Source organism: Paraburkholderia kirstenboschensis, from assembly GCF_032806925.1.
GTDB lineage: Bacteria > Pseudomonadota > Gammaproteobacteria > Burkholderiales > Burkholderiaceae > Paraburkholderia > Paraburkholderia kirstenboschensis.
This window is the reverse complement of sequence record NZ_CP136513.1, coordinates 166,959-185,835: the sequence shown is the minus strand read 5'-3', so window position 1 is coordinate 185,835 and position 18,877 is coordinate 166,959. Positions and strand designations below refer to the sequence as shown.

The window sequence follows — 18,877 nt, the reverse complement described above, 5'->3', positions numbered from 1 at the left end:
CTGACGCCATAACAAACACTTACCGGGATAAACTGAGCAGCGCGGTTGCGCCGCCCATACAGCGCGGGCGGGCAAGCTCGCCCGGACGCCCGAAGAACCTGACGGAATCCCCTGTGGAATCACTGCCGCGAGCCGCTCTCATACTCCTCTTTTTCGCCCGTCGGATCGCGAACGCTCCGCTCTCTCGCGGTTTTCGCACCGTAGCGGCGGGGCTCCTGGCTTCCTTTGCGTGCAATATGTTCGCCGCGCCGCCCGTCGAACGCATCAAGCTTCCGGCCGGATTTCGCATAGAGGTTTTGTCGGACGCCGTTCCGAGCGCTCGCGCCATGACGTTGTCGCCGAAGGGCGTTCTATATATAGGCAGTCTCGACGGCCACGTGTACGCGCTCCAGCTGCAGGACGGACGCGCAACCGCGCGCCATGTGGTGGCCTCGGGCCTGGAGACTCCAGTCGGCGTGGCCTGGCACAACGGTGCGCTGTACGTCTCCGCGGTGTCGAAGATTTTACGCTTCGACTCGATAGACACGCGCCTCAACGCGCCGCCCAAGCCAGTCGTGGTGACGGACAAACTGCCGGGCGAGACTCATCATGGCGCAAAATTCATTGCTTTCGGACCGGACGACAAGCTTTACGTGCCGCAAGGCGCGCCCTGCAACGTCTGCGCGAAAGACCGCGACCGCTACGCGATGATCGGCCGCATGGACCCTGACGGCAGCCATTACGAAGTCATGGCGCGCGGCGTGCGCAATACGGTCGGGTTTGCCTGGCATCCGGCGACGCACGAACTATGGTTCACCGATAACGGCCGCGACCTGCTGGGCGACGACGCACCCGATGACGAACTCAACCGCGCCCCGCGCGTCGGCATGGACTTCGGCTTTCCGTACTGCCACGCCGGCGTCATACCCGACTCGGAATATGGCGAGGGCCACCCATGCAGCGCGTTCACGCCGCCCGTCGCCAAGCTAGGTGCGCATGTCGCCGCGCTCGGCATGCGTTTCTATAGCGGCTCCATGTTCCCGCCCGACTATCGCGCCAACATTTTCATCGCTGAGCACGGTTCCTGGAACCGAAGCAAGAAGTCCGGCTACCGTGTGGTGCGTGTCGTCACGGAGCCGGACGGCAGCCATGCGCGTCAGGAAGTGTTCGCCGAGGGATGGCTGCAGCCGGGAGAAACCGTTTGGGGTCGCCCGGCCGATGTGCTGCCGCTGCCCGACGGGTCACTCCTTATCAGCGACGACTACGCCGGCGCTATCTATCGCGTCACTTACTCTGCGCCTTGAACGCCCGTTCGGCTGCTGCGCATTTCAGTGGGCCAGCAGTCAATCTGATCCGGCGGTGCCCACAACACGGGAGCCAGCAAGGCAGAGGGCTACCGGCCGCGCTCCCTGGGGCCGCACGTCGCGTGACCGGTCGCATGCGAGCGGCGTAGAATGCGCGACGGTCCGCGGCAACGGCGCGCCGCGCCCTTGGCCACACTCTTCGGCCCGCGTTACTGACCGCCCGTTACTCTGCCCTCGCCTACATGTCCAAGCCTGATTCGACCTCGACTTACTTTCGATCCAAAACCATCACTGCCGCACTGGCGTTTTTCCTGGGCACCCTCGGCGCGCATCGCTTTTACCTGTACGGACCGCGCGACATTTACGGCTGGGCTCACGTGATCGGCACGCTGACCGGCATTCCAGGCGCGATGTTGCTGGTAGCCAGCGAACGCACTTCAATGCTCGGCTGGGTCCTGGCGTTTCCTGGCGCAGTTTCGCTTCTTGCTGCATTCCTTGCCGCGATCGTCTACGGCTTGCGCCCCGACGAAAAGTGGGACAGGCAGTTCAACGCGCACACGCAGCGCACCAGCCGCTCGGGCTGGACCGTAATTTTCGTGGTGATCTTTTCGCTGCTGATCGGGGCCTTCCTGTTGATGACCGGTCTCGCCATTTCCTTCCAGACCTACTTCGAGGGGCAAGTGCAGGCGGCCAAAGCGCTTTCGCAATAACTGCGGCGCGCCGCGCAATGCGCTAGAAAAGATCGAGTTGCGGGTTGTCCGGAAGTGCCGCCGGAACGCGCTGCGCCTCGTTTCGCAGGAAGTGCGACATATCCAGAATGCCCCGGTCGCGCTGGTTCAGTCCTAAACGGCGCACCGCTTTCTGGAAACGCTGCTTGAGCAGATCGGCCCATAAACCTTCGCCCTTCATGCGGGCAGAAAAAGACGAGTCGTAGTCTTTACCACCGCGCATATCGCGTACGCGCGCCATGACCCGCTCAGCGCGATCGGGAAAATGCGCGGCGAGCCAGTCTTTGAAAAGCGGAGCGACCTCCCACGGTAACCGAAGCACGATATAACTCGCGTTGCAGGCGCCGGCTTCCGCGCACGCCTCGAGCACGCGCTCCATGTCGGGCTCGGTGACAAACGGAATGACGGGCGCAATGCTCACGCCGACCGGAATGCCGGCCTCGCTCAATGTGCGGATGGTGCGAAGCCGCCGCGACGGCGTAGCCGCGCGCGGCTCCAGCGTACGGGCGATATCGGCGTCTAGCGTAGTGATCGTGATGGCTGCCATGAACTGGCCACGAGCCGCCATGGGCGCCAGCAGATCCAGATCGCGCTCGATCAGCGACGACTTCGTAATGGCTGCAAACGGATGATTGCGCTCGCTGAGCACCTCGACCACGCGCCGCGTGAGTCGCCAATCGCGTTCCGCGGGTTGCCAGGCGTCGGTATTCACGCCGAGTGCGATGGGCTCGGGCTCATAGGATTTCTTTGAGAGTTCGCGCTCCAGCAATTCAGGCGCATTGACCTTCGCATAGATCCGGCTTTCGAAGTCGAGTCCTGGCGAGAGCCCCAGATAGCTATGCGTGGGCCGGGCGAAACAATAGATACACCCGTGCTCGCAACCACGGTACGGATTCAGCGACACGCCGAACGGAATATCCGGCGAGCTATTGCGCGTGAGGATGCTCTTAGCCCTTTCCTCGAAAACCTGCGTGCGCAGAACCTTCGGCCCTCCCTCTTCGTCTGGGACTGCCAGCCAGCCGTCGTCTACCGCTTCGCGGTGGTCGACTTCATAGCGGCCCTGCAAATTCGTTACTGCACCGCGCCCTTTGCGAGGCGCTGGCGGTGCGATTGGAAACTCGCGGGCGGAAGGGTTGTCAGGTCTGGTCACGGCTAGCGAGAGACGAACGAAAAACGGCGCAAAACACCTGTATAAATATACAGTGTTTACGCCGTTTGTCGAGCCCCGCGAAAAACTAGCGCGCGCCTTCGTCCCCCACCGGAATCGTCAGCGTTTCCTTGATCTCTTCCATGACGACATAGCTTTTCGACTGCACCGCGCCGGGAAGCTGCAGCAAGATGTCGCCCAGCAGCTTGCGGTAGTCGGCCATTTCGCCGATACGCGCCTTGATCAGATAATCGAAGTCGCCCGACACGAGGTGACATTCGAGCACCTCCGGGATTTTCTGCACTTCACGCCGAAACTGGTCGAACATGTTGCCGCTTTTGTGATCCAGAGTGATCTCCACGAACACGAGCAGTGCCGCGCCCAGTTCCGCCGGATTCACGCGCGCGTAGTACCCGGTAATGACGCCGTCGCGCTCCATGCGCTTGACGCGCTCGATACACGGCGTGACCGACAGCCCGACCTGCTCCGCGAGGTCTTTCATGGCCATGCGGCCGTCCTGCTGCAGCAGACGAAGAATCTTGTGATCGAGCTTGTCGAGCGCTCGGACCGGCTGGCGTTGCGTGCGCATAGTGTTTCTTCTAAAAATCGCAAAAATACAATAACAAAACCTACTAGTTCGACCATAGTATAGCGGTTAACACTGGGCGCACCGCGTTACACCTCGTTAATCGCACGAACTCACACGAATGAACGAGCGCACCGCCCGCGAATCTTGCGAATTTTCCGGAGCAGCTATGCGAGTCGTCGTTTTGGGCAGTGGCGTCGTCGGCGTGACAAGCGCGTATTACCTCGCGCGAGCGGGTCATGAAGTGACCGTTATCGATCGGGAAGCCGGCCCGGCGCTCGAAACAAGTTTTGCCAACGCCGGTCAGATCTCGCCGGGTTATGCGTCGCCCTGGGCCGCACCTGGCGTGCCGCTGAAAGCCGTCAAGTGGATGTTCCAGAAACACGCACCGCTCGCAATCCGCCTCGACGGCACGCAGTTCCAGCTGCAATGGATGTGGCAGATGCTGCAGAACTGCACCGAGTCACGCTATGCGGTCAACAAAGGCCGCATGGTCCGTCTTGCCGAATACAGCCGCGATTGCCTGCAGGCGCTGCGGGCGGAGACCGGCATCCAGTATGAAGGCCGCACTGGCGGCACACTGCAGGTGTTCCGCACGCAGCAGCAATTCGACGGCGCGGCCAAAGACATCGCGGTGCTGCGCGAAGCCAATGTGGCGTATGAACTGCTGTCGGCAGCCGAACTGGCGCAGGCGGAACCGGCGCTCGCCGCCGTCTCCCACAAGCTGACCGGCGGTCTGCGCCTGCCCGGCGACGAAACCGGCGACTGTCAGATGTTCACCACGCGCCTTGCCGCGCTGGCCGAGCAACTGGGTGTCAAATTCCGCTACAACACGCCGATCGACGCACTCGTCATGGCCGGAGACCGCATTGCCGGAGTGCAATGCGGGAACGAACTGGTTCGCGCCGATTCATTTGTCGTCGCGCTGGGTTCCTATTCGACGAAATTTCTGTCCGGTCTCGTGAAGATTCCGGTGTATCCGCTGAAGGGCTACTCGATCACGGCGCCCATCGTCAATGAAGCAGCCGCGCCGGTTTCCACGGTGCTGGACGAAACGTACAAGATCGCGATCACCCGTTTCGACAACCGGATTCGCGTGGGCGGCATGGCTGAGATCGTCGGCTTCGACAAGTCGTTGCGCCAGGCGCGCCGCGAAACGCTGGAACTGTGCGTGAACGACCTGTTCCCGGGTGGCGGCGATACGTCAAAGGCGAGCTTCTGGACCGGGCTGCGGCCCATGACGCCGGACGGCACACCGATCGTCGGTCGCACGCCTGTGGCAAATCTGTTCCTGAACACAGGCCACGGCACGCTCGGCTGGACAATGTCGTGCGGTTCGGGTCAATTGCTCGCCGACGTTATCTCGGGCAAGCAGCCCGCCATCAAGGCAGACGATTTGTCGGTGCATCGCTATCTCGGCGACACCGGCGGCGCGCATCGTCCGGCTTATGCGTGAAGCGCGACCGTGAGAGCATGCGAGACTTGACGCATAGCGCGTCGCCGGTCGGTTCGTGATTGCATGAAGCGGCTCGCCAAAAGACAAACGGCGCCTTGCTACAAGGCGCCGTTTGCATTTGCAGAGCAATGTCTAACGTCAGACCGCGTCAGAACTGGTCCGCCGACAAAGCCAGCACGCCCTCGCCGCCCTTCGCGTTGACAATCGACGCTTCGAGCGCGGACGCGAGCGGCAACACATGCTCTGCATAAAATTGCGCGGTCGCGATTTTCGCGCCGTAGAACGCCGGGTCTTGGTCGCGCTTCTGAGTGGCGACGAGCAATGCGCGCGCCATCTGCCAACCGCCGAGCACAATCCCGGCGAGCTTCAGATAAGGCACGCTGCCGGCAAACACGGCGTTCGGATCGTCTTTCGTGTTCGCGACGACGAAATCGACCGCGGCGCTCAACGACCGCTGTCCCTGCCCGAGATACTTCTTCATCGACTCGAACGCCGGGCCTTGCTGCCCGCCGAGCGATTCGACGGTCTCAGCGACGCCCGCAAGCAGCGACTTCGCGAGCTTGCCGCCGTCGCGCACCGTCTTGCGGCCGATCAGATCATTGGCCTGTATCGCGGTCGTACCTTCGTAGATCGGCAGGATGCGGGCATCGCGGTAATACTGCGCGGCACCCGTTTCCTCGATGAAACCCATGCCGCCATGCACCTGCACGCCGAGGCTCGCCACGTCGATCGACAACTCGGTGCTCCAGCCCTTTACGATCGGCACGAGGAATTCGTAGATGGCCTGGTGCCCCGCACGCGTCGCTTCGTCCGGATGACGATGCGCGATGTCGCAATGCCCCGCCGCGACGTAAGCGAGTGCGCGCGACGCTTCCGTGAGCGCGCGCATTGTCGACAGCATGCGGCGCACGTCCGGATGCTGAATGATCGCGACCGGCTGTTTTGCGGAGCCGTCGACGGGACGGCTTTGCACGCGGTCCTTCGCATACGCCACCGCCTTCTGATACGCGCGATCCGACACGCCGACGCCCTGCATGCCCACGGCAAAACGAGCCGCGTTCATCATGATGAACATGTACTCGAGGCCGCGATTTTCCTCGCCGATCAGATGGCCAACCGCGCCGCCGTGGTCGCCGAATTGCAGCACGGCGGTCGGGCTCGCCTTGATGCCGAGCTTGTGTTCGATCGATACGCAATGCACGTCGTTACGCTCGCCGAGCGAACCGTCTTCATTGACGAGAAACTTTGGAACGATAAAGAGCGAAATGCCCTTCACGCCTTCAGGCGCGTTCGGCGTGCGCGCCAGCACGAGGTGCGCGATGTTCTTCGCCATGTCGTGCTCGCCCCACGTGATGAAAATTTTCGTGCCGAACAGCTTGAACGAACCGTCGCCTTGCGGCTCGGCGCGCGTGCGCACGAGCGAAAGGTCGGAGCCGGCCTGCGGCTCGGTGAGGTTCATCGTGCCGGTCCATTCGCCGGAAACCAGCTTGGGCACATAGGTCTGTTTCTGCGCGTCGGTGCCGGCGGTCAGCAGCGCTTCGATCGCGCCGTCGGTCAACAACGGACAGAGCGCGAACGACAGATTCGACGCGTTCAGCATTTCGATGCACCCGGTCGCGATCAGCTTGGGCAGACCCTGACCTTCATAGTCGACGGGATGCTGCACGCCCTGCCAGCCGCCTTCGGCAAACTGGCGGAACGCTTCCTTGAAGCCCGGCGTCGCGGTGACTACGCCGTCTTTCCAACTGCTCGGATTCCGATCGCCTTCGACGTTCAGCGGAGCCAGCACTTCGCCGCACAGTTTCGCCGACTCTTCCAGCACGGCTTGGGCGGTGTCCGAATTCGCGTCCTCGAAGCCCGGCAGCGTCGCGATCTGTTCGAGATCCGCCAGTTCCTTCATCACGAACAGCATGTCCTTGATGGGCGCCGTATAGCTCATTTTGTTCTCCTCCTGCCTTGATGGAAAAAGGGCGCCGGACTTGTTGGTCCCGCGCCCTTCGTATGTCGCCAAACGCCTTTAAATGGCTTTTATATGGCGCTCGGACGCTTAGCCGAGTTCGCTGACTAGTTCGGGCACCAGCGTGAACAGATCACCCACGAGACCGTAATCGGCGACGCTGAAAATCGGCGCTTCCGGATCCTTGTTGATCGCGACGATCACCTTGCTGTCCTTCATGCCCGCGAGATGCTGAATCGCGCCCGAGATGCCGACGGCCACGTACAGTTGCGGCGCGACGATCTTGCCGGTCTGGCCGACCTGATAGTCGTTCGGCACGAAGCCCGCGTCCACCGCCGCACGCGATGCACCCAGCGCCGCGTTCAGCTTGTCAGCCAGCGGCTCGAGAACCTTCGTGTAGTTCTCGCCGTTGCCCAGGCCGCGCCCGCCCGAAACGATGATCTTCGCCGACGTCAGTTCAGGACGATCCAGCTTCGTCACTTCACGGCTGACGAACTGCGAGATGCCCGCGTCCGCGGCGGCTTCGATCTTCTCCACCGTCGCGCTGCCGCCTTCGGCGGCTACTGCATCGAAGCCCGTCGTGCGTACTGTGATGACCTTGATTGGATCAGCCGACTGCACCGTGGCAATGGCGTTACCCGCGTAGATCGGGCGCTCGAACGTGTCAGCGGAATCGACCGCGGTGATATCGCTGATCTGCGCGACGTCGAGCTTCGCGGCAATGCGCGGCGCGATGTTCTTGCCGTAGGCGGTGGCCGGCGCGAAGATGTGCGAGTAGTCCTTCGCAATGTTCAGCACCGTTGCCTCGATGTTTTCAGCGAGCCCTTCGGCCAGTTGCGGCGCGTCGGCCAGCAGCACTTTGGAAACACCGGCGATCTTCGCCGCCGCATCCGCTGCAGCCTGCGCATTCTGACCTGCGACCAGCACATGAATATCGCCGCCGACTTTCTGCGCGGCCGCAATCGTATGCAGCGTCGCGGCCTTGATCGACGCGTTGTCGTGTTCTGCTATTACAAGATTCACAAGATTCGTCATTTCGTTCGTCTCCGTGTGCCGCTCACAGCACCTTGGCTTCGGTCTTCAGCTTCTCGACCAGCGTCTTCACATCCGGCACCTTCACACCGGCAGAGCGCTTGGGCGGCTCGACAACCTTCAGCGTTTTCAGACGCGGCGTGACATCGACGCCCAGGTCCTCAGGCTTGATCGTTTCGAGCGGCTTTTTCTTCGCCTTCATGATGTTCGGCAGCGTCACGTAGCGCGGCTCGTTCAGGCGCAGGTCGGTGGTGACCACGGCGGGCAGCGTGAGCGACAGCGTTTCCGCACCGCCATCCACCTCGCGCGAAACCGTTGCCTTGCCGTCGGCCACGACAACCTTCGACGCAAACGTTGCCTGCGGCAGGCCAGCCAGTGCGGCCAGCATCTGACCGGTCTGGTTCGAATCGTCGTCAATCGCCTGCTTGCCGAGAATCACCAGTTGCGGCTGCTCCTTGTCGACCAGCGCCTTGAGCAGCTTGGCGACCGCCAGCGGCTGCAATTCTTCCGCCGACTCGATCAGGATCGCGCGGTCCGCGCCGATGGCAAGCGCCGTGCGCAGCGTTTCCTGCGATTGCGTGACCCCGGCCGACACCGCGATCACCTCGGTCGCCACGCCGGCTTCCTTCAGACGCACAGCTTCTTCAACCGCGATTTCGTCGAACGGATTCATCGACATCTTCACGTTGGCAATGTCGACGCCCGTGCCGTCCGACTTGACTCGAACCTTCACGTTGTAATCGACCACTCTCTTGACTGGCACCAGGATTTTCATGCACACGCTCCAAAGTTACGAATACGTCAACCCAACGAACATTATAGCGACTGCCTCACGGCAGCCTTGTCGCGGGCGCTCTAGCAGGAGGATATCGCTCCCCAGCGGCGTGACGGCAATATCGAACGATCGTTCTATTTTAATCGCAAAAAAACCCGGGCGACAACCCCGGGTTCCCACTTACGACTCTAATTCTCATATCGCCGACGTGTCCTGCTGTATCTGAAGCTGACCAACTCACCAGGCCGTGATCACAGCGCCGCCGAACTTGCCCTCGACAAACTGCTTCACTTCCGGCGAATGGTAGGCGGCCACCAGCTTGGCGACCCACGGCTTATTCCTGTCGGCCTCGCGGATCGCGATGATGTTCACGTACGGACCCTTCGGGTCTTCGATCGCGATCGCGTCCTGCTTCGGCTTCAGGCCCGCTTCCATGGCGAAGTTGGTGTTGATCGCCGCAGCATCCACATCGTTGAGCGAGCGCGGAATCTGCGCGGCGTCGAGTTCGACGATCTTCAGCTTCCGGGGATTGTCGACGATGTCGAGCGGCGTAGCCTTCAGACCCGCCTCGGCGCGCAACTTCAGGAGTCCCTGCTTTTGCAGCAGCAGCAGCGCGCGGCCGCCGTTGGTCGGATCGTTCGGCACCGCGATCTTCGCGCCCGGCTGCAGCTCGGCCAGCGTCTTCACTTTCTTCGAATAGATACCCATTGGATACGTGACCGTATCGGCGACACGAATCAGCTTGTAGCCGCGGTCCTTCACCTGCGCCTGCAAATACGGGTCGTGCTGATAGCTGTTCGCGTCGAGGTCGCCGCCGGCGAGCGCCGCGTTCGGCTGCACGTAGTCGGAGAATTCGACGATCTTGATGTTCAGACCGTTCTTCGCCGCGACAGTCTTCACGACTTCCATGATCTGCGCGTGCGGACCGCCGGTGACGCCGACCTTGATCGCGTCTTCGGCATGAGCCGCGTTGGCGGCGAACATCGATACGGCACCGAGTGTCGCGGCGAGCTTGAGAATGAAACGACGTTGCATGATGGACCTTTTAATTATTTATGGCTCAGACGACGCACGAGCCAATCCCCGAACGACTGCACCAACTGCACGAAGACGATCAGAATCACGACGACCGTCAACATCACTTCCGGCAGGAAACGCTGATACCCGTAGCGAATGCCCAGGTCGCCGAGACCGCCGCCGCCGATCGCGCCCGCCATCGCCGAATAGCCGACCAGCGAGACGAACGTGATCGTCAACCCGGCGACGACGCCCGGCAGCGATTCCGGCAACAACACCTTGAATACGATCTGGCTGGTGGTCGCGCCCATTGCTTGCGCCGCCTCGATCAGGCCGCGATCGACTTCGCGCAGCGCCGTCTCGACGAGACGCGCGATGAACGGCGCCGCGGCAATGGTCAGCGGCACAACGGCCGCAGCCGTGCCGATCGACGAGCCGACCACGAGGCGCGTGAACGGAATCACCGCCACGAGCAGGATGATGAACGGCGTAGAGCGAACGGCATTTACGACCACGCCCATCGCACGATTCACCGCGACGTTCTGCAATACGCCTTGACGGTCCGTCAGATAAAGCAGCACGCCGAGCGGCAAACCTACCAGCGCGCCGACCAGTCCGGAAATGCCCACCATGACGAGCGTTTCCCAGAACGACTGGACGAACATATCGAACATTTCACTCAACATACGAGAGCTCCTCCACCACCACACCCTGTTCGCGCAGATACGTGAGCGCCTGCGCCACTTTCGCCGGCTCGCCGCCCGCGAGCACCGCGAGCGAGCCGAACGCCTGCCCCTGGATCTCGTCGATCTGGCCGTGCAGGATGTTGAAGTCGAGCTCGTAGCGGCGAATCGTCTCCGAGAGAATCGGCTGATCGACGCCCGAACCCGTGAACGCGAGGCGCAGCAGATGACCGCTGCCGGTCTTCAGACGCTCGGCCACGCGGGCCTTCATCGCGGGCGGAAGTTCTTGCGCGATCACATCGCCGATCAGCGCGCGCGTGACTTCGTGATGCGGTTGCAGGAACACGTCGATCACCTTGCCCTCTTCGACGACGCGGCCCGCGTCGAGCACGGCGACGCGGTCGCAAACCTGCTTGATCACGTCCATCTGATGCGTGATCAACACGATGGTCAGATTCAGTTCGCGATTGATCCGCTTGAGCAGTTCAAGGATCGCGCGGGTGGTTTCGGGATCGAGCGCGGACGTCGCTTCGTCGGAGAGCAGCACCTTCGGCTTGCTGGCGAGCGCTCGCGCGATGCCCACCCGTTGCTTCTGTCCGCCGCTGATTTGCGCCGGGTAGCGGTCCTTCTGCGCGGACAAGCCCACGAGTTCAAGCAGCGGCAGCACGTGCGCCTCGATCTCGTCGCGCTTCATGCCGGCGAGTTCGAGCGGAAGCGCGACGTTCTCGTAGACGGTGCGCGACGACAGCAGGTTGAAGTGCTGGAAGATCATGCCGATTTCGCGGCGTGCCTCGCGCAATTGCGAGGCGGGCAGCGTGGTCAGATCGCGGCCGTCGACGACGATGTTGCCTTCCGATGGACGCGTCAGCAGGTTGATGGTGCGCACAAGCGTGCTCTTGCCCGCGCCACTGCGGCCGATGATGCCGAACACTTCGCCCGCCGGAATCGACAGATTGACGTTGTGCAGTGCCTCGACCCAGCCCCGTGGTCCCGCGAACCGCTGAGAGATATTGCGTATTTCGATCATGGAAAAACGAAACGGCGGGGTTTGTCGACGAGCGTCATGCGCTCCCCGACCAAGCGTCCGCCGTCACTTTTATTGGGATTTGAGCCCGCGATTCTACCGTAGGCGAAGTCATTCCCTTTAATAATCAATTACGATTCTTTCATAACTAATTGACATTAACGCAGCGCCAAAGCGGCGATTTCGCCCGGCGGCATGCGGGCGGTCTATGATCTCGCCGAACCAGAACCAACGGACGCGCCGTCATGGGGACTTCCCAAAACAGAATCGCTCCCGCCGACCCGAACGGCGCAGAAAGCGCCGAGCCTTTACGCTCGTCAGTCACTACAGCCGACGACGTGGAATTGCCGCTGTACCGCTGGCCTGTCATAGGAATGCCGCGCGCAACGGTTGCACTGATCCACGGACTCGCCGAGCACGCGGGCCGCTATTCGGCGCTGGCCGCGAGCCTCAACGCGGTCGGCGTCGAGCTGCTGGCAATCGACTTGCGCGGCCATGGCAGAGCACCCGGCAAGCGCGCATATGTCGAACGATTCGACGATTACCTGCTGGACGCCCAGGCTTTGCTCGATGCCGCGGCACACGCACAACCGCATGCGCCGCTTTTTCTGATGGGCCATAGCATGGGAGGCGCCGTGGCCGCGCTTTACGCGATCGGGCGTCCCGGCGACGCCCGCGACGACCTCGGCAGACGCGTGAGCGGTCTGATCCTGTCGAGCCCCGCGCTCGCGCCAGGCCGCGATGTGCCCGGCTGGATGCTCAAACTGAGCCAGGTGATCAGCCGTGTCTGGCCGAGCTTCCCGGCGATGAAAATCGACGCTGCCCTGCTCTCGCGCGTGCCTGCCGTGGTGGACGCGAACCGCAATGACCGGCTTGTGTATCACGGCCCGATCCCCGCGCGCACGGGCGCGGAGTTGCTGCTGGCGATGGCACGCATCGAAGCGGGCCGCGCGGCGCTGCGCTTGCCGCTCCTCGTCTATCACGGCACCGCCGACAAGCTCACCGAGCCCGAAGGGAGCCGCGACTTTAGCCACCACGCCGGATCGCCGGACAAGACGCTGCGGCTCTACGAAGGCAGCTTTCACGAGGCGATGAACGATCTGGACAGCGAGCGCGTTATCGGCGAACTGATCGAGTGGATCTATCAGCGAGCGGAGCGCATGCGCTAGCGCTTCCAGTCCGGCGGGCGTTTGTCGATGAACGCCTGCACGCCTTCGAGTGCGGAGCCGTCCATCATGTTGCAGGCCATCGTCTGGCCCGCAAGCTGATACGCGGCTTCGATGCCCATTTCAACCTGCCGGTAGAACAGACCCTTGCCGGCAGTCACGGCTTCGACGGGCTTTGCGCAGATGCTGACGGCAAGCCTTGTCACCTCCGCATCCAGGGAGTCCGCTGGCACCACGCGATTGACGAGGCCCTGCTGCTTCGCCTCTGCGGCATCGATGAAATCGCCGGTCAACAGCATTTCGAGCGCGGCCTTGCGCGAGAGGTTGCGCGACAGCGGCACAGAGGGCGTCGCGCAAAACAGGCCGAGGTTCACGCCCGAAACGGCAAAGCGCGCGGTATCCGAAGCCACGGCCAGATCGCACATCGCGACGAGCTGGCAGCCGGCCGCCGTCGCGATCCCGTGGACACGCGCGATCACCGGCTGAGGCAAGCGCTGGATCGTCATCATGAGTTTCGTGCAGCGTGCGAACAGCGCCTGGTAATACGTAAGCGACGGCGCGGCGCGCATCTCCTTCAGGTCGTGTCCCGCGCAGAACGCGCGCCCCGCGCCGGCAATCACCACCACGCGCGCTTGCGACACAGCGAGTGCGTTCAACGCGTCCTGCAATGCGTCGAGCAATGACTCCGAGAGTGCGTTGAACGCGTCCGGCCGGTTCATCGTCAGTTGGACGACGCCCGGCACGCCATACGCGCCGGCTTGCGTCTCGATCAGCGAAGCGCTCAGCGCATCGGCATTCATGGCTCGCTCCATTTCAGTGTCCAGCGACCGCAGCGTGTGCGGCGCGGCGGCTCGTCAGATTCCGGCGAGCGCGCGCACGTGTGCGACCACGCTGCGCCCAAGCGCGGACAGGTTGTAGCCCCCTTCGAGGCAACTCACGATCCGCCCGCGTGCATGGCGGTTCGCGAGGTCGCGCATCTGCTCGGTGATCCACACGTAGTCGTCTTCGACGAGACCCATGTTGCCGAGATCGTCCTCGCGATGCGCGTCGAAGCCTGCGGAAATGAACAGCATTTCAGGCTTGAATTCATTCAGACGAGGCAGCCACAGCATGTCCACCGCCTCGCGCACTGCCATGCCTTTCGAGCGCGCGGGCATCGGCACGTTGCACATATTGGGCGCCTGATTGTCGGCGCCGGTGAACGGATAGAACGGATGCTGGAAGATGCTGCACATCAGCACGCGCGAGTCGCCGGAAAACGCCGCCTCGGTGCCGTTGCCGTGGTGCACGTCGAAGTCGATGATCGCGACACGCTGCAAGCCATGCACCTCCAGCGCATGACGCGCGGCGATCGCGACATTGTTGAAGAAGCAGAAGCCCATCGCACGCGCGGGCTCCGCGTGATGACCGGGCGGGCGCACACTGCAGAAGGCGTTGTCGAAGCGGCCTTCGATGACCGCGTCGGTGGCGGCCACCGCGGCGCCGGCTGCGCGTAACGCTGCCTGCAAGGTATGCGGATTCATCGACGTGTCGGGGTCGATTTCAGCCATGCCCTCGGCGGGCGAACGGCTGCGGATGTAATCGACGTGCGCTTGCGTGTGCACGCGTAGTAGCGCCGCTTCGTCGGCGAGCGGCGGCGACTCGCGCTCGATCAACGCATCGATGCGGCTCGCGATCAATTGATCTTCGATTGCCTGCAGCCGTGCAGGGCACTCGGGATGCCATTGCCCCATGTCGTGCAGCAGACAGTCGGCGTGAGAATAGAAGCCTGTTGTCATGATTTTCTTCTGCGGCGCGCCGCCTTCGAAGCGTGCGCGGCGCGTCTCCATCCAGGGGCGCGCGCCCGCGGCGCGCCAACATCGTCAAGTTACCACACGACGTGGCTGTAACGCGTCCGGCACAGTTTCGCGGGAGGCCTCGGGTATACTGCCCCGATTCGTTTTCCTCCTGTCTTCGTCCTTTCGCACTGCGCCCCAGCTCACTATGACCGTCAAGCTTGCTCTGTCTGCACGAAACCGGCTCAGCACCCAAACCATCGCCGCCGCACTCTCCATCGCATCGTGCATGTTCATGGCAACCACTCCGGCTCTTGCGCAGACCGCCGGCAAAAAACCACCGTCGCTGCTCGCTCAGGCACAACCGCAACCAGCGGTGCCGCAAGGGCAAACCTTCGAAGAAGAAATCATTCCGCAGCGCTACGCGAACAACGCGAATGTCGATGTGTTCATCAACGATATGGTGGCGCGCTACGACTTCGACGAGTCGTCGCTGCATTCGCTTTTTGCCGGCGTGAGCTATTCGGCGACCGCGGTCAAGCTGGTGACGCCGTCGCCCTCGCCTTCGGTGAAGAACTGGCGCGCATATCAGTCGCGCTTTCTCGATCAGATCCGCATCAACGCGGGCATCCGTTTCTGGCGCGCGAATCAGGCCACGCTGCAGCGTGCGTACGAGGAGTTTGGCGTGCCGCCGGAGGTGATCGTCGGCATTCTCGGCGTGGAAACGATCTATGGGCGTTTCATGGGCAACTTCCGCGTCCTCGATGCGCTGACCACGCTGAGTTTCGACTACCCGAACACGCCTAATCGCGCCGACCGTCAGGCAACGTTCCGCAAGAATCTCGAAGACTACCTGGTGTGGACGCGCGATTCGCAGATCGACCCGACCACGGTGCTCGGCTCGTACACAGGCGCGATCGGCATTCCGCAGTTCCTGCCGAGCAGCATCACGCAGTACGCGGTGAGCTACGACGGCAACAAGGAAATCGACCTGCGCACGAGCCAGGCGGATGCGATCGGCAGTGTAGCGAACTATTTACGGCAGAACGGCTGGGAAAATGGCCGGCCAGTGGTATGGAAAATCGGTAAGGACGCCGGCAGTCTGGGCGTCGCGCAAGCCGCCGCCGACGGTGCGCCGGAGCCGCATTGGCCGCTCGACCAGTTGTTGCGCGCGGGGCTGCTGCTCGATGAGCCGAGCGTGAATATCGCGTCGGAAGCGGGAACGCCTGTCACGGTGGTCGACCTGCCGTCGCCGGGCCGCGGCACGGAATATATGCTGGGCCTGAAAAACTTCTACGTGCTCACGCGCTATAACCGCAGCTTCTTTTATGCGCTCGCGGTTTATCAGTTGGGCGAGCGCATCAAGTCGCAGATGCAGGCAAGCGACGCAGCGAATCCGGCCAATGCTCAAAACAACGCGGCGCCGCCAAGCGCGGCTTCGCAATAGTTCATGGCTCGGACCGCAGGCCGGTCTCTCGCGTGCCAGATGTAGTAAAAGCGCCTGCTGGCGCTTTTTTTTCGACTGACGCTACTGCCTACTGCGTATCGCGCCTGAACGGCACGGGCCGCTTACGCGGGAAACACGCCGGTGGACAAGTAACGGTCGCCGCGGTCGCAGACGATGAACACGATGGTCGCATTCTCGACCTGGCGCGCGACGCGCAACGCCACCTCGCACGCACCGCCCGACGAAATGCCCGCGAAAATGCCTTCGACGGACGCCAAACGGCGCGCCATCGCTTCGGCGGCGGCCTGACTCACGTTCTCGACGCGGTCGACCCGGCTACGGTCGAAGATCTTCGGCATATAAGCCTCCGGCCATTTACGGATGCCGGGAATGCGCGAGCCTTCCTCCGGCTGCGCGCCGACAATTTCAATCGCCTGGTTCTGCTGCTTCAGATAAGTGGACACGCCCATGATCGTGCCGGTCGTGCCCATTGACGACACGAAGTGCGTGATGCGCCCTTCGGTATCGCGCCAGATTTCCGGGCCAGTGCCTTCGATATGCGACGCCGGATTGTCCGGATTCGCAAATTGATCGAGGATGATGCCCTTGCCGTCGCGCTGCATCTGTTCGGCCAGATCACGCGCGTATTCCATGCCGCCCGTTACCGGCGTGAGGATGATCTGCGCGCCGTATGCGGCCATGCTTTGACGGCGCTCTACCGACAGGTCTTCCGGCATGATCAGAACCATCTTGTAGCCGCGGATCGCCGCTGCCATGGCGAGCGCGATGCCGGTGTTGCCGCTTGTCGATTCGATCAACGTGTCGCCAGGTTTGATACGGCCGCGCGCTTCCGCTTTTATGATCATCGACAACGCGGGGCGATCCTTCACCGAGCCGGCAGGGTTGTTACCCTCGAGCTTGGCGAGGACCACGTTGTTGCGGCTGCGGATCTCGTCGTCGGGGAGCCGGACGAGTTGCACGAGCGGCGTATTGCCAATCGTGTCTTCAATCGTTTTGTAAGCCATATAGGTTCTGGTGCTGTCGATGCGCGAAGTCTTCAATCCATTGATTCTAAACCACGGTGCCCACCGTTGCCGCGCGGCCCTTCTGCCCGCATGGATGCAACCTCTCACCACGCAAAAAGCCCGCGGCTGAGTACCGCGGGAGCCAGTCATGCGAACGACAGCTTAAGGAGCGCTGTTGCCGGCTCTGACCATGAAGGGAATACGATGGCGAATCGCGCGCGGCGCAACCGATGCCGCGCGCCCGACTCGCATCAGACTATTTCTTCACCGCCACTGTGGCGCCGCCTTTAGGCGTATTGGCCGGAACGGTCGCGCCCCTGGTCTGTGAAGACGCCGCAATCTGCGAGCCAGCAGCCGCGCCAGCCGGACCGACAGCGAGACCCTCCGCCTGCAGGCGCTCGACGGTATGCCCGCCCATGCCCTTGACGCGCTTGCTGAGGTCGCTCGGGTCCTTGAACGGACCATGCGCTGAACGCTCTTCGAGAATGGCTTTCGCTTTGGCAGGACCGATGCCTTTGATGCCGCGCAGTGCGTCCTCGTTAGCCGTGTTGACGTCGACCGACGCATACGCGTGACCGAAAGCGGCGAGCATGGCCGCGGTAACCAGAATTTTTCGAAACATATGGAATCTCCCTCGTACAACCGGTTGGCGACATCACCAACCGGGAGATTCCAGTTTAAAGAGGTATCCGAATTATTTACACCTGGCCGAATAGCCAACGCACATAGCGATCGACACCTTCCTGCACGCTCAGGAACGGCGCGTCGTACCCGGCCGCCCGCAGCTTCGTCAGGTCCGCTTGCGTGAAGCACTGGTATTTGCCGCGCAATTCGTCAGGAAACGGAATGTACTCGATCAGCCCGCGTTGCACCTGATCTGCGAGCGAGAGCGGCGGCTCGTTGTTCAGCGATCGCAGCGTGTTGACCACCGTGCTCGCAATGTCGTTGAACGGCTGTGCGCGCCCACTGCCCAGATTGAAGATGCCCGACTTGTCGGGGTTGTCGAAGAAGAACAGGTTGACCTTCACCACGTCTTCGACGGAGACGAAATCGCGGGTCTGCTCGCCCGCGGCGTAGCCGTTGTATTCGCCGAACAGCTTGACCTTGCCCTCGGCGCGGAACTGGTTGAAGTTATGGAACGCCACGGACGCCATGCGCGCCTTATGCGTTTCGCGCGGGCCGTAGACGTTGAAGTAGCGAAATCCGGCGATCTGGCTTCTGGCAGTCGGCAGCACGCGGCGAATGACCTGATCGAACAGGAACTTCGAATAGCCGTACACATTCAACGGCTGCTCGACTTCGCGCTCTTCGACGAAACGGCTCGAGCCGCCATACGTTGCCGCCGAGGACGCGTACAGGAACTGGATGTTCTGCGCGAGGCAGACATCGAGCACGTCGCGGCTGTAGCGGAAGTTGTTGTCCATCATGTAGCGGCCGTCGGTTTCCATTGTGTCCGAACAGGCGCCTTCGTGAAAAATTGCGCGCACTTTGCCAAAGTCGCCACGCTTGAAGCGTTCGACGAATTCGGTCTTGTCCAGGTAGTCGTCGATTTCGCAGTCGACGAGGTTTTTGAACTTGTCAGCGCGTGTCAGATTGTCCACGGCGATGATGCGTTGTTCGCCGCGCTCGTTGAGCGCTTTCACGAGGTTGCTGCCGATAAAACCGGCAGCGCCGGTGACGATGAGGGTCATGATGGTCCCGCGGTAATGAGCCTTGTAGGGATTGGCGTGAGCGCTCAGGCGCCAACGCCAATCGACAGGTTCAGTCGACGTCCCG

General features: G+C 62.3%; 18 protein-coding genes. 5 read left to right on the top strand and 13 right to left on the bottom strand.

Annotated features, from left to right (window positions below; translation table 11 throughout):
* Positions 1 to 113: 113 nt before the first annotated feature.
* Together RW095_RS23485 and RW095_RS23480 are read left to right on the top strand one after the other, a co-directional pair.
* Positions 114 to 1,283 (top strand): PQQ-dependent sugar dehydrogenase, encoded by a 1,170-nt coding sequence (locus RW095_RS23485; RefSeq protein WP_394365186.1) that lies wholly within the window; start codon positions 114 to 116, stop codon positions 1,281 to 1,283.
* A gap of 242 nt (positions 1,284 to 1,525) precedes the next feature.
* A complete protein-coding gene (locus RW095_RS23480) occupies positions 1,526 to 1,993 on the top strand; it encodes an NINE protein (RefSeq protein WP_317021372.1) in 468 nt (155 codons plus the stop codon).
* A gap of 22 nt (positions 1,994 to 2,015) precedes the next feature.
* Here RW095_RS23480 and RW095_RS23475 read toward each other — a convergent pair whose 3' ends face one another.
* On the bottom strand, positions 2,016 to 3,161 hold the full coding sequence (locus RW095_RS23475) for a PA0069 family radical SAM protein (RefSeq protein WP_317021371.1): 1,146 nt from the start codon (positions 3,159 to 3,161) through the stop codon (positions 2,016 to 2,018).
* An 85-nt stretch (positions 3,162 to 3,246) separates the two neighbouring features.
* Positions 3,247 to 3,747, bottom strand: coding sequence for an Lrp/AsnC ligand binding domain-containing protein (locus tag RW095_RS23470; RefSeq protein ID WP_128588432.1), 501 nt, complete (start codon positions 3,745 to 3,747; stop codon positions 3,247 to 3,249).
* A 166-nt stretch (positions 3,748 to 3,913) separates the two neighbouring features.
* On the opposite strand from RW095_RS23470, the gene RW095_RS23465 reads away from it, so the two are divergent.
* Positions 3,914 to 5,200 carry a D-amino acid dehydrogenase gene (locus tag RW095_RS23465; RefSeq protein WP_317021370.1) on the top strand — a complete coding sequence of 429 codons (1,287 nt, stop codon included), beginning with the start codon at positions 3,914 to 3,916 and terminating at the stop codon, positions 5,198 to 5,200.
* Between the two features lie 148 nt (positions 5,201 to 5,348).
* On the opposite strand, the gene RW095_RS23460 is transcribed toward RW095_RS23465, so the two are convergent.
* From RW095_RS23460 to RW095_RS23435, 6 genes are all read right to left on the bottom strand, one after another.
* The gene (locus RW095_RS23460; RefSeq protein WP_317021369.1) at positions 5,349 to 7,139 is read right to left on the bottom strand and encodes an acyl-CoA dehydrogenase; all 1,791 of its coding nucleotides are present in this window, start codon (positions 7,137 to 7,139) and stop codon (positions 5,349 to 5,351) included.
* Between the two features lie 108 nt (positions 7,140 to 7,247).
* The gene (locus RW095_RS23455; protein ID WP_317021368.1) at positions 7,248 to 8,192 is read right to left on the bottom strand and encodes an electron transfer flavoprotein subunit alpha/FixB family protein; all 945 of its coding nucleotides are present in this window, start codon (positions 8,190 to 8,192) and stop codon (positions 7,248 to 7,250) included.
* Positions 8,193 to 8,214: 22 nt separating this feature from the next.
* Positions 8,215 to 8,964, bottom strand: coding sequence for an electron transfer flavoprotein subunit beta/FixA family protein (locus tag RW095_RS23450; protein ID WP_317021367.1), 750 nt, complete (start codon positions 8,962 to 8,964; stop codon positions 8,215 to 8,217).
* 237 nt (positions 8,965 to 9,201) lie between these two features.
* Positions 9,202 to 9,999: a MetQ/NlpA family ABC transporter substrate-binding protein gene (locus RW095_RS23445; protein ID WP_128589288.1), complete on the bottom strand. Its 798-nt coding sequence runs from the start codon at positions 9,997 to 9,999 to the stop codon at positions 9,202 to 9,204.
* Positions 10,000 to 10,013: 14 nt separating this feature from the next.
* The gene (locus RW095_RS23440) at positions 10,014 to 10,667 is read right to left on the bottom strand and encodes a methionine ABC transporter permease (RefSeq protein WP_020068958.1); all 654 of its coding nucleotides are present in this window, start codon (positions 10,665 to 10,667) and stop codon (positions 10,014 to 10,016) included.
* On the bottom strand, positions 10,657 to 11,691 hold the full coding sequence (locus RW095_RS23435; protein ID WP_128595629.1) for a methionine ABC transporter ATP-binding protein: 1,035 nt from the start codon (positions 11,689 to 11,691) through the stop codon (positions 10,657 to 10,659). The genes RW095_RS23440 and RW095_RS23435 overlap by 11 nt, the downstream gene beginning before the upstream one ends.
* Before the next feature lie 242 nt (positions 11,692 to 11,933).
* On the opposite strand from RW095_RS23435, the gene RW095_RS23430 reads away from it, so the two are divergent.
* Complete coding sequence (locus RW095_RS23430; RefSeq protein WP_317021366.1) at positions 11,934 to 12,857, top strand: alpha/beta hydrolase; 924 nt, start codon at positions 11,934 to 11,936, stop codon at positions 12,855 to 12,857.
* Here the strand turns inward: RW095_RS23430 and RW095_RS23425 are convergent.
* Positions 12,854 to 13,654, bottom strand: coding sequence for an enoyl-CoA hydratase (locus RW095_RS23425; protein WP_317021365.1), 801 nt, complete (start codon positions 13,652 to 13,654; stop codon positions 12,854 to 12,856). The two genes, RW095_RS23430 and RW095_RS23425, sit on opposite strands and share 4 nt — an antisense overlap.
* 54 nt (positions 13,655 to 13,708) lie before the next feature.
* Positions 13,709 to 14,632, bottom strand: coding sequence for a histone deacetylase family protein (locus tag RW095_RS23420; protein ID WP_317021364.1), 924 nt, complete (start codon positions 14,630 to 14,632; stop codon positions 13,709 to 13,711).
* Between the two features lie 286 nt (positions 14,633 to 14,918).
* Between RW095_RS23420 and mltB the strand changes: the two genes are divergently transcribed.
* On the top strand, positions 14,919 to 16,076 hold the full coding sequence (gene mltB / locus RW095_RS23415; RefSeq protein ID WP_317021363.1) for a lytic murein transglycosylase B: 1,158 nt from the start codon (positions 14,919 to 14,921) through the stop codon (positions 16,074 to 16,076).
* A 122-nt stretch (positions 16,077 to 16,198) separates the two neighbouring features.
* On the opposite strand, the gene cysM is transcribed toward mltB, so the two are convergent.
* From cysM to rfaD, 3 genes are all read right to left on the bottom strand, one after another.
* On the bottom strand, positions 16,199 to 17,101 hold the full coding sequence (gene cysM / locus RW095_RS23410) for a cysteine synthase CysM (protein ID WP_128589284.1): 903 nt from the start codon (positions 17,099 to 17,101) through the stop codon (positions 16,199 to 16,201).
* Between the two features lie 256 nt (positions 17,102 to 17,357).
* Positions 17,358 to 17,723: a ComEA family DNA-binding protein gene (locus RW095_RS23405; RefSeq protein ID WP_317021362.1), complete on the bottom strand. Its 366-nt coding sequence runs from the start codon at positions 17,721 to 17,723 to the stop codon at positions 17,358 to 17,360.
* Between the two features lie 76 nt (positions 17,724 to 17,799).
* The gene (rfaD, locus tag RW095_RS23400) at positions 17,800 to 18,792 is read right to left on the bottom strand and encodes an ADP-glyceromanno-heptose 6-epimerase (RefSeq protein ID WP_317021361.1); all 993 of its coding nucleotides are present in this window, start codon (positions 18,790 to 18,792) and stop codon (positions 17,800 to 17,802) included.
* Positions 18,793 to 18,877 lie beyond the last annotated feature (85 nt).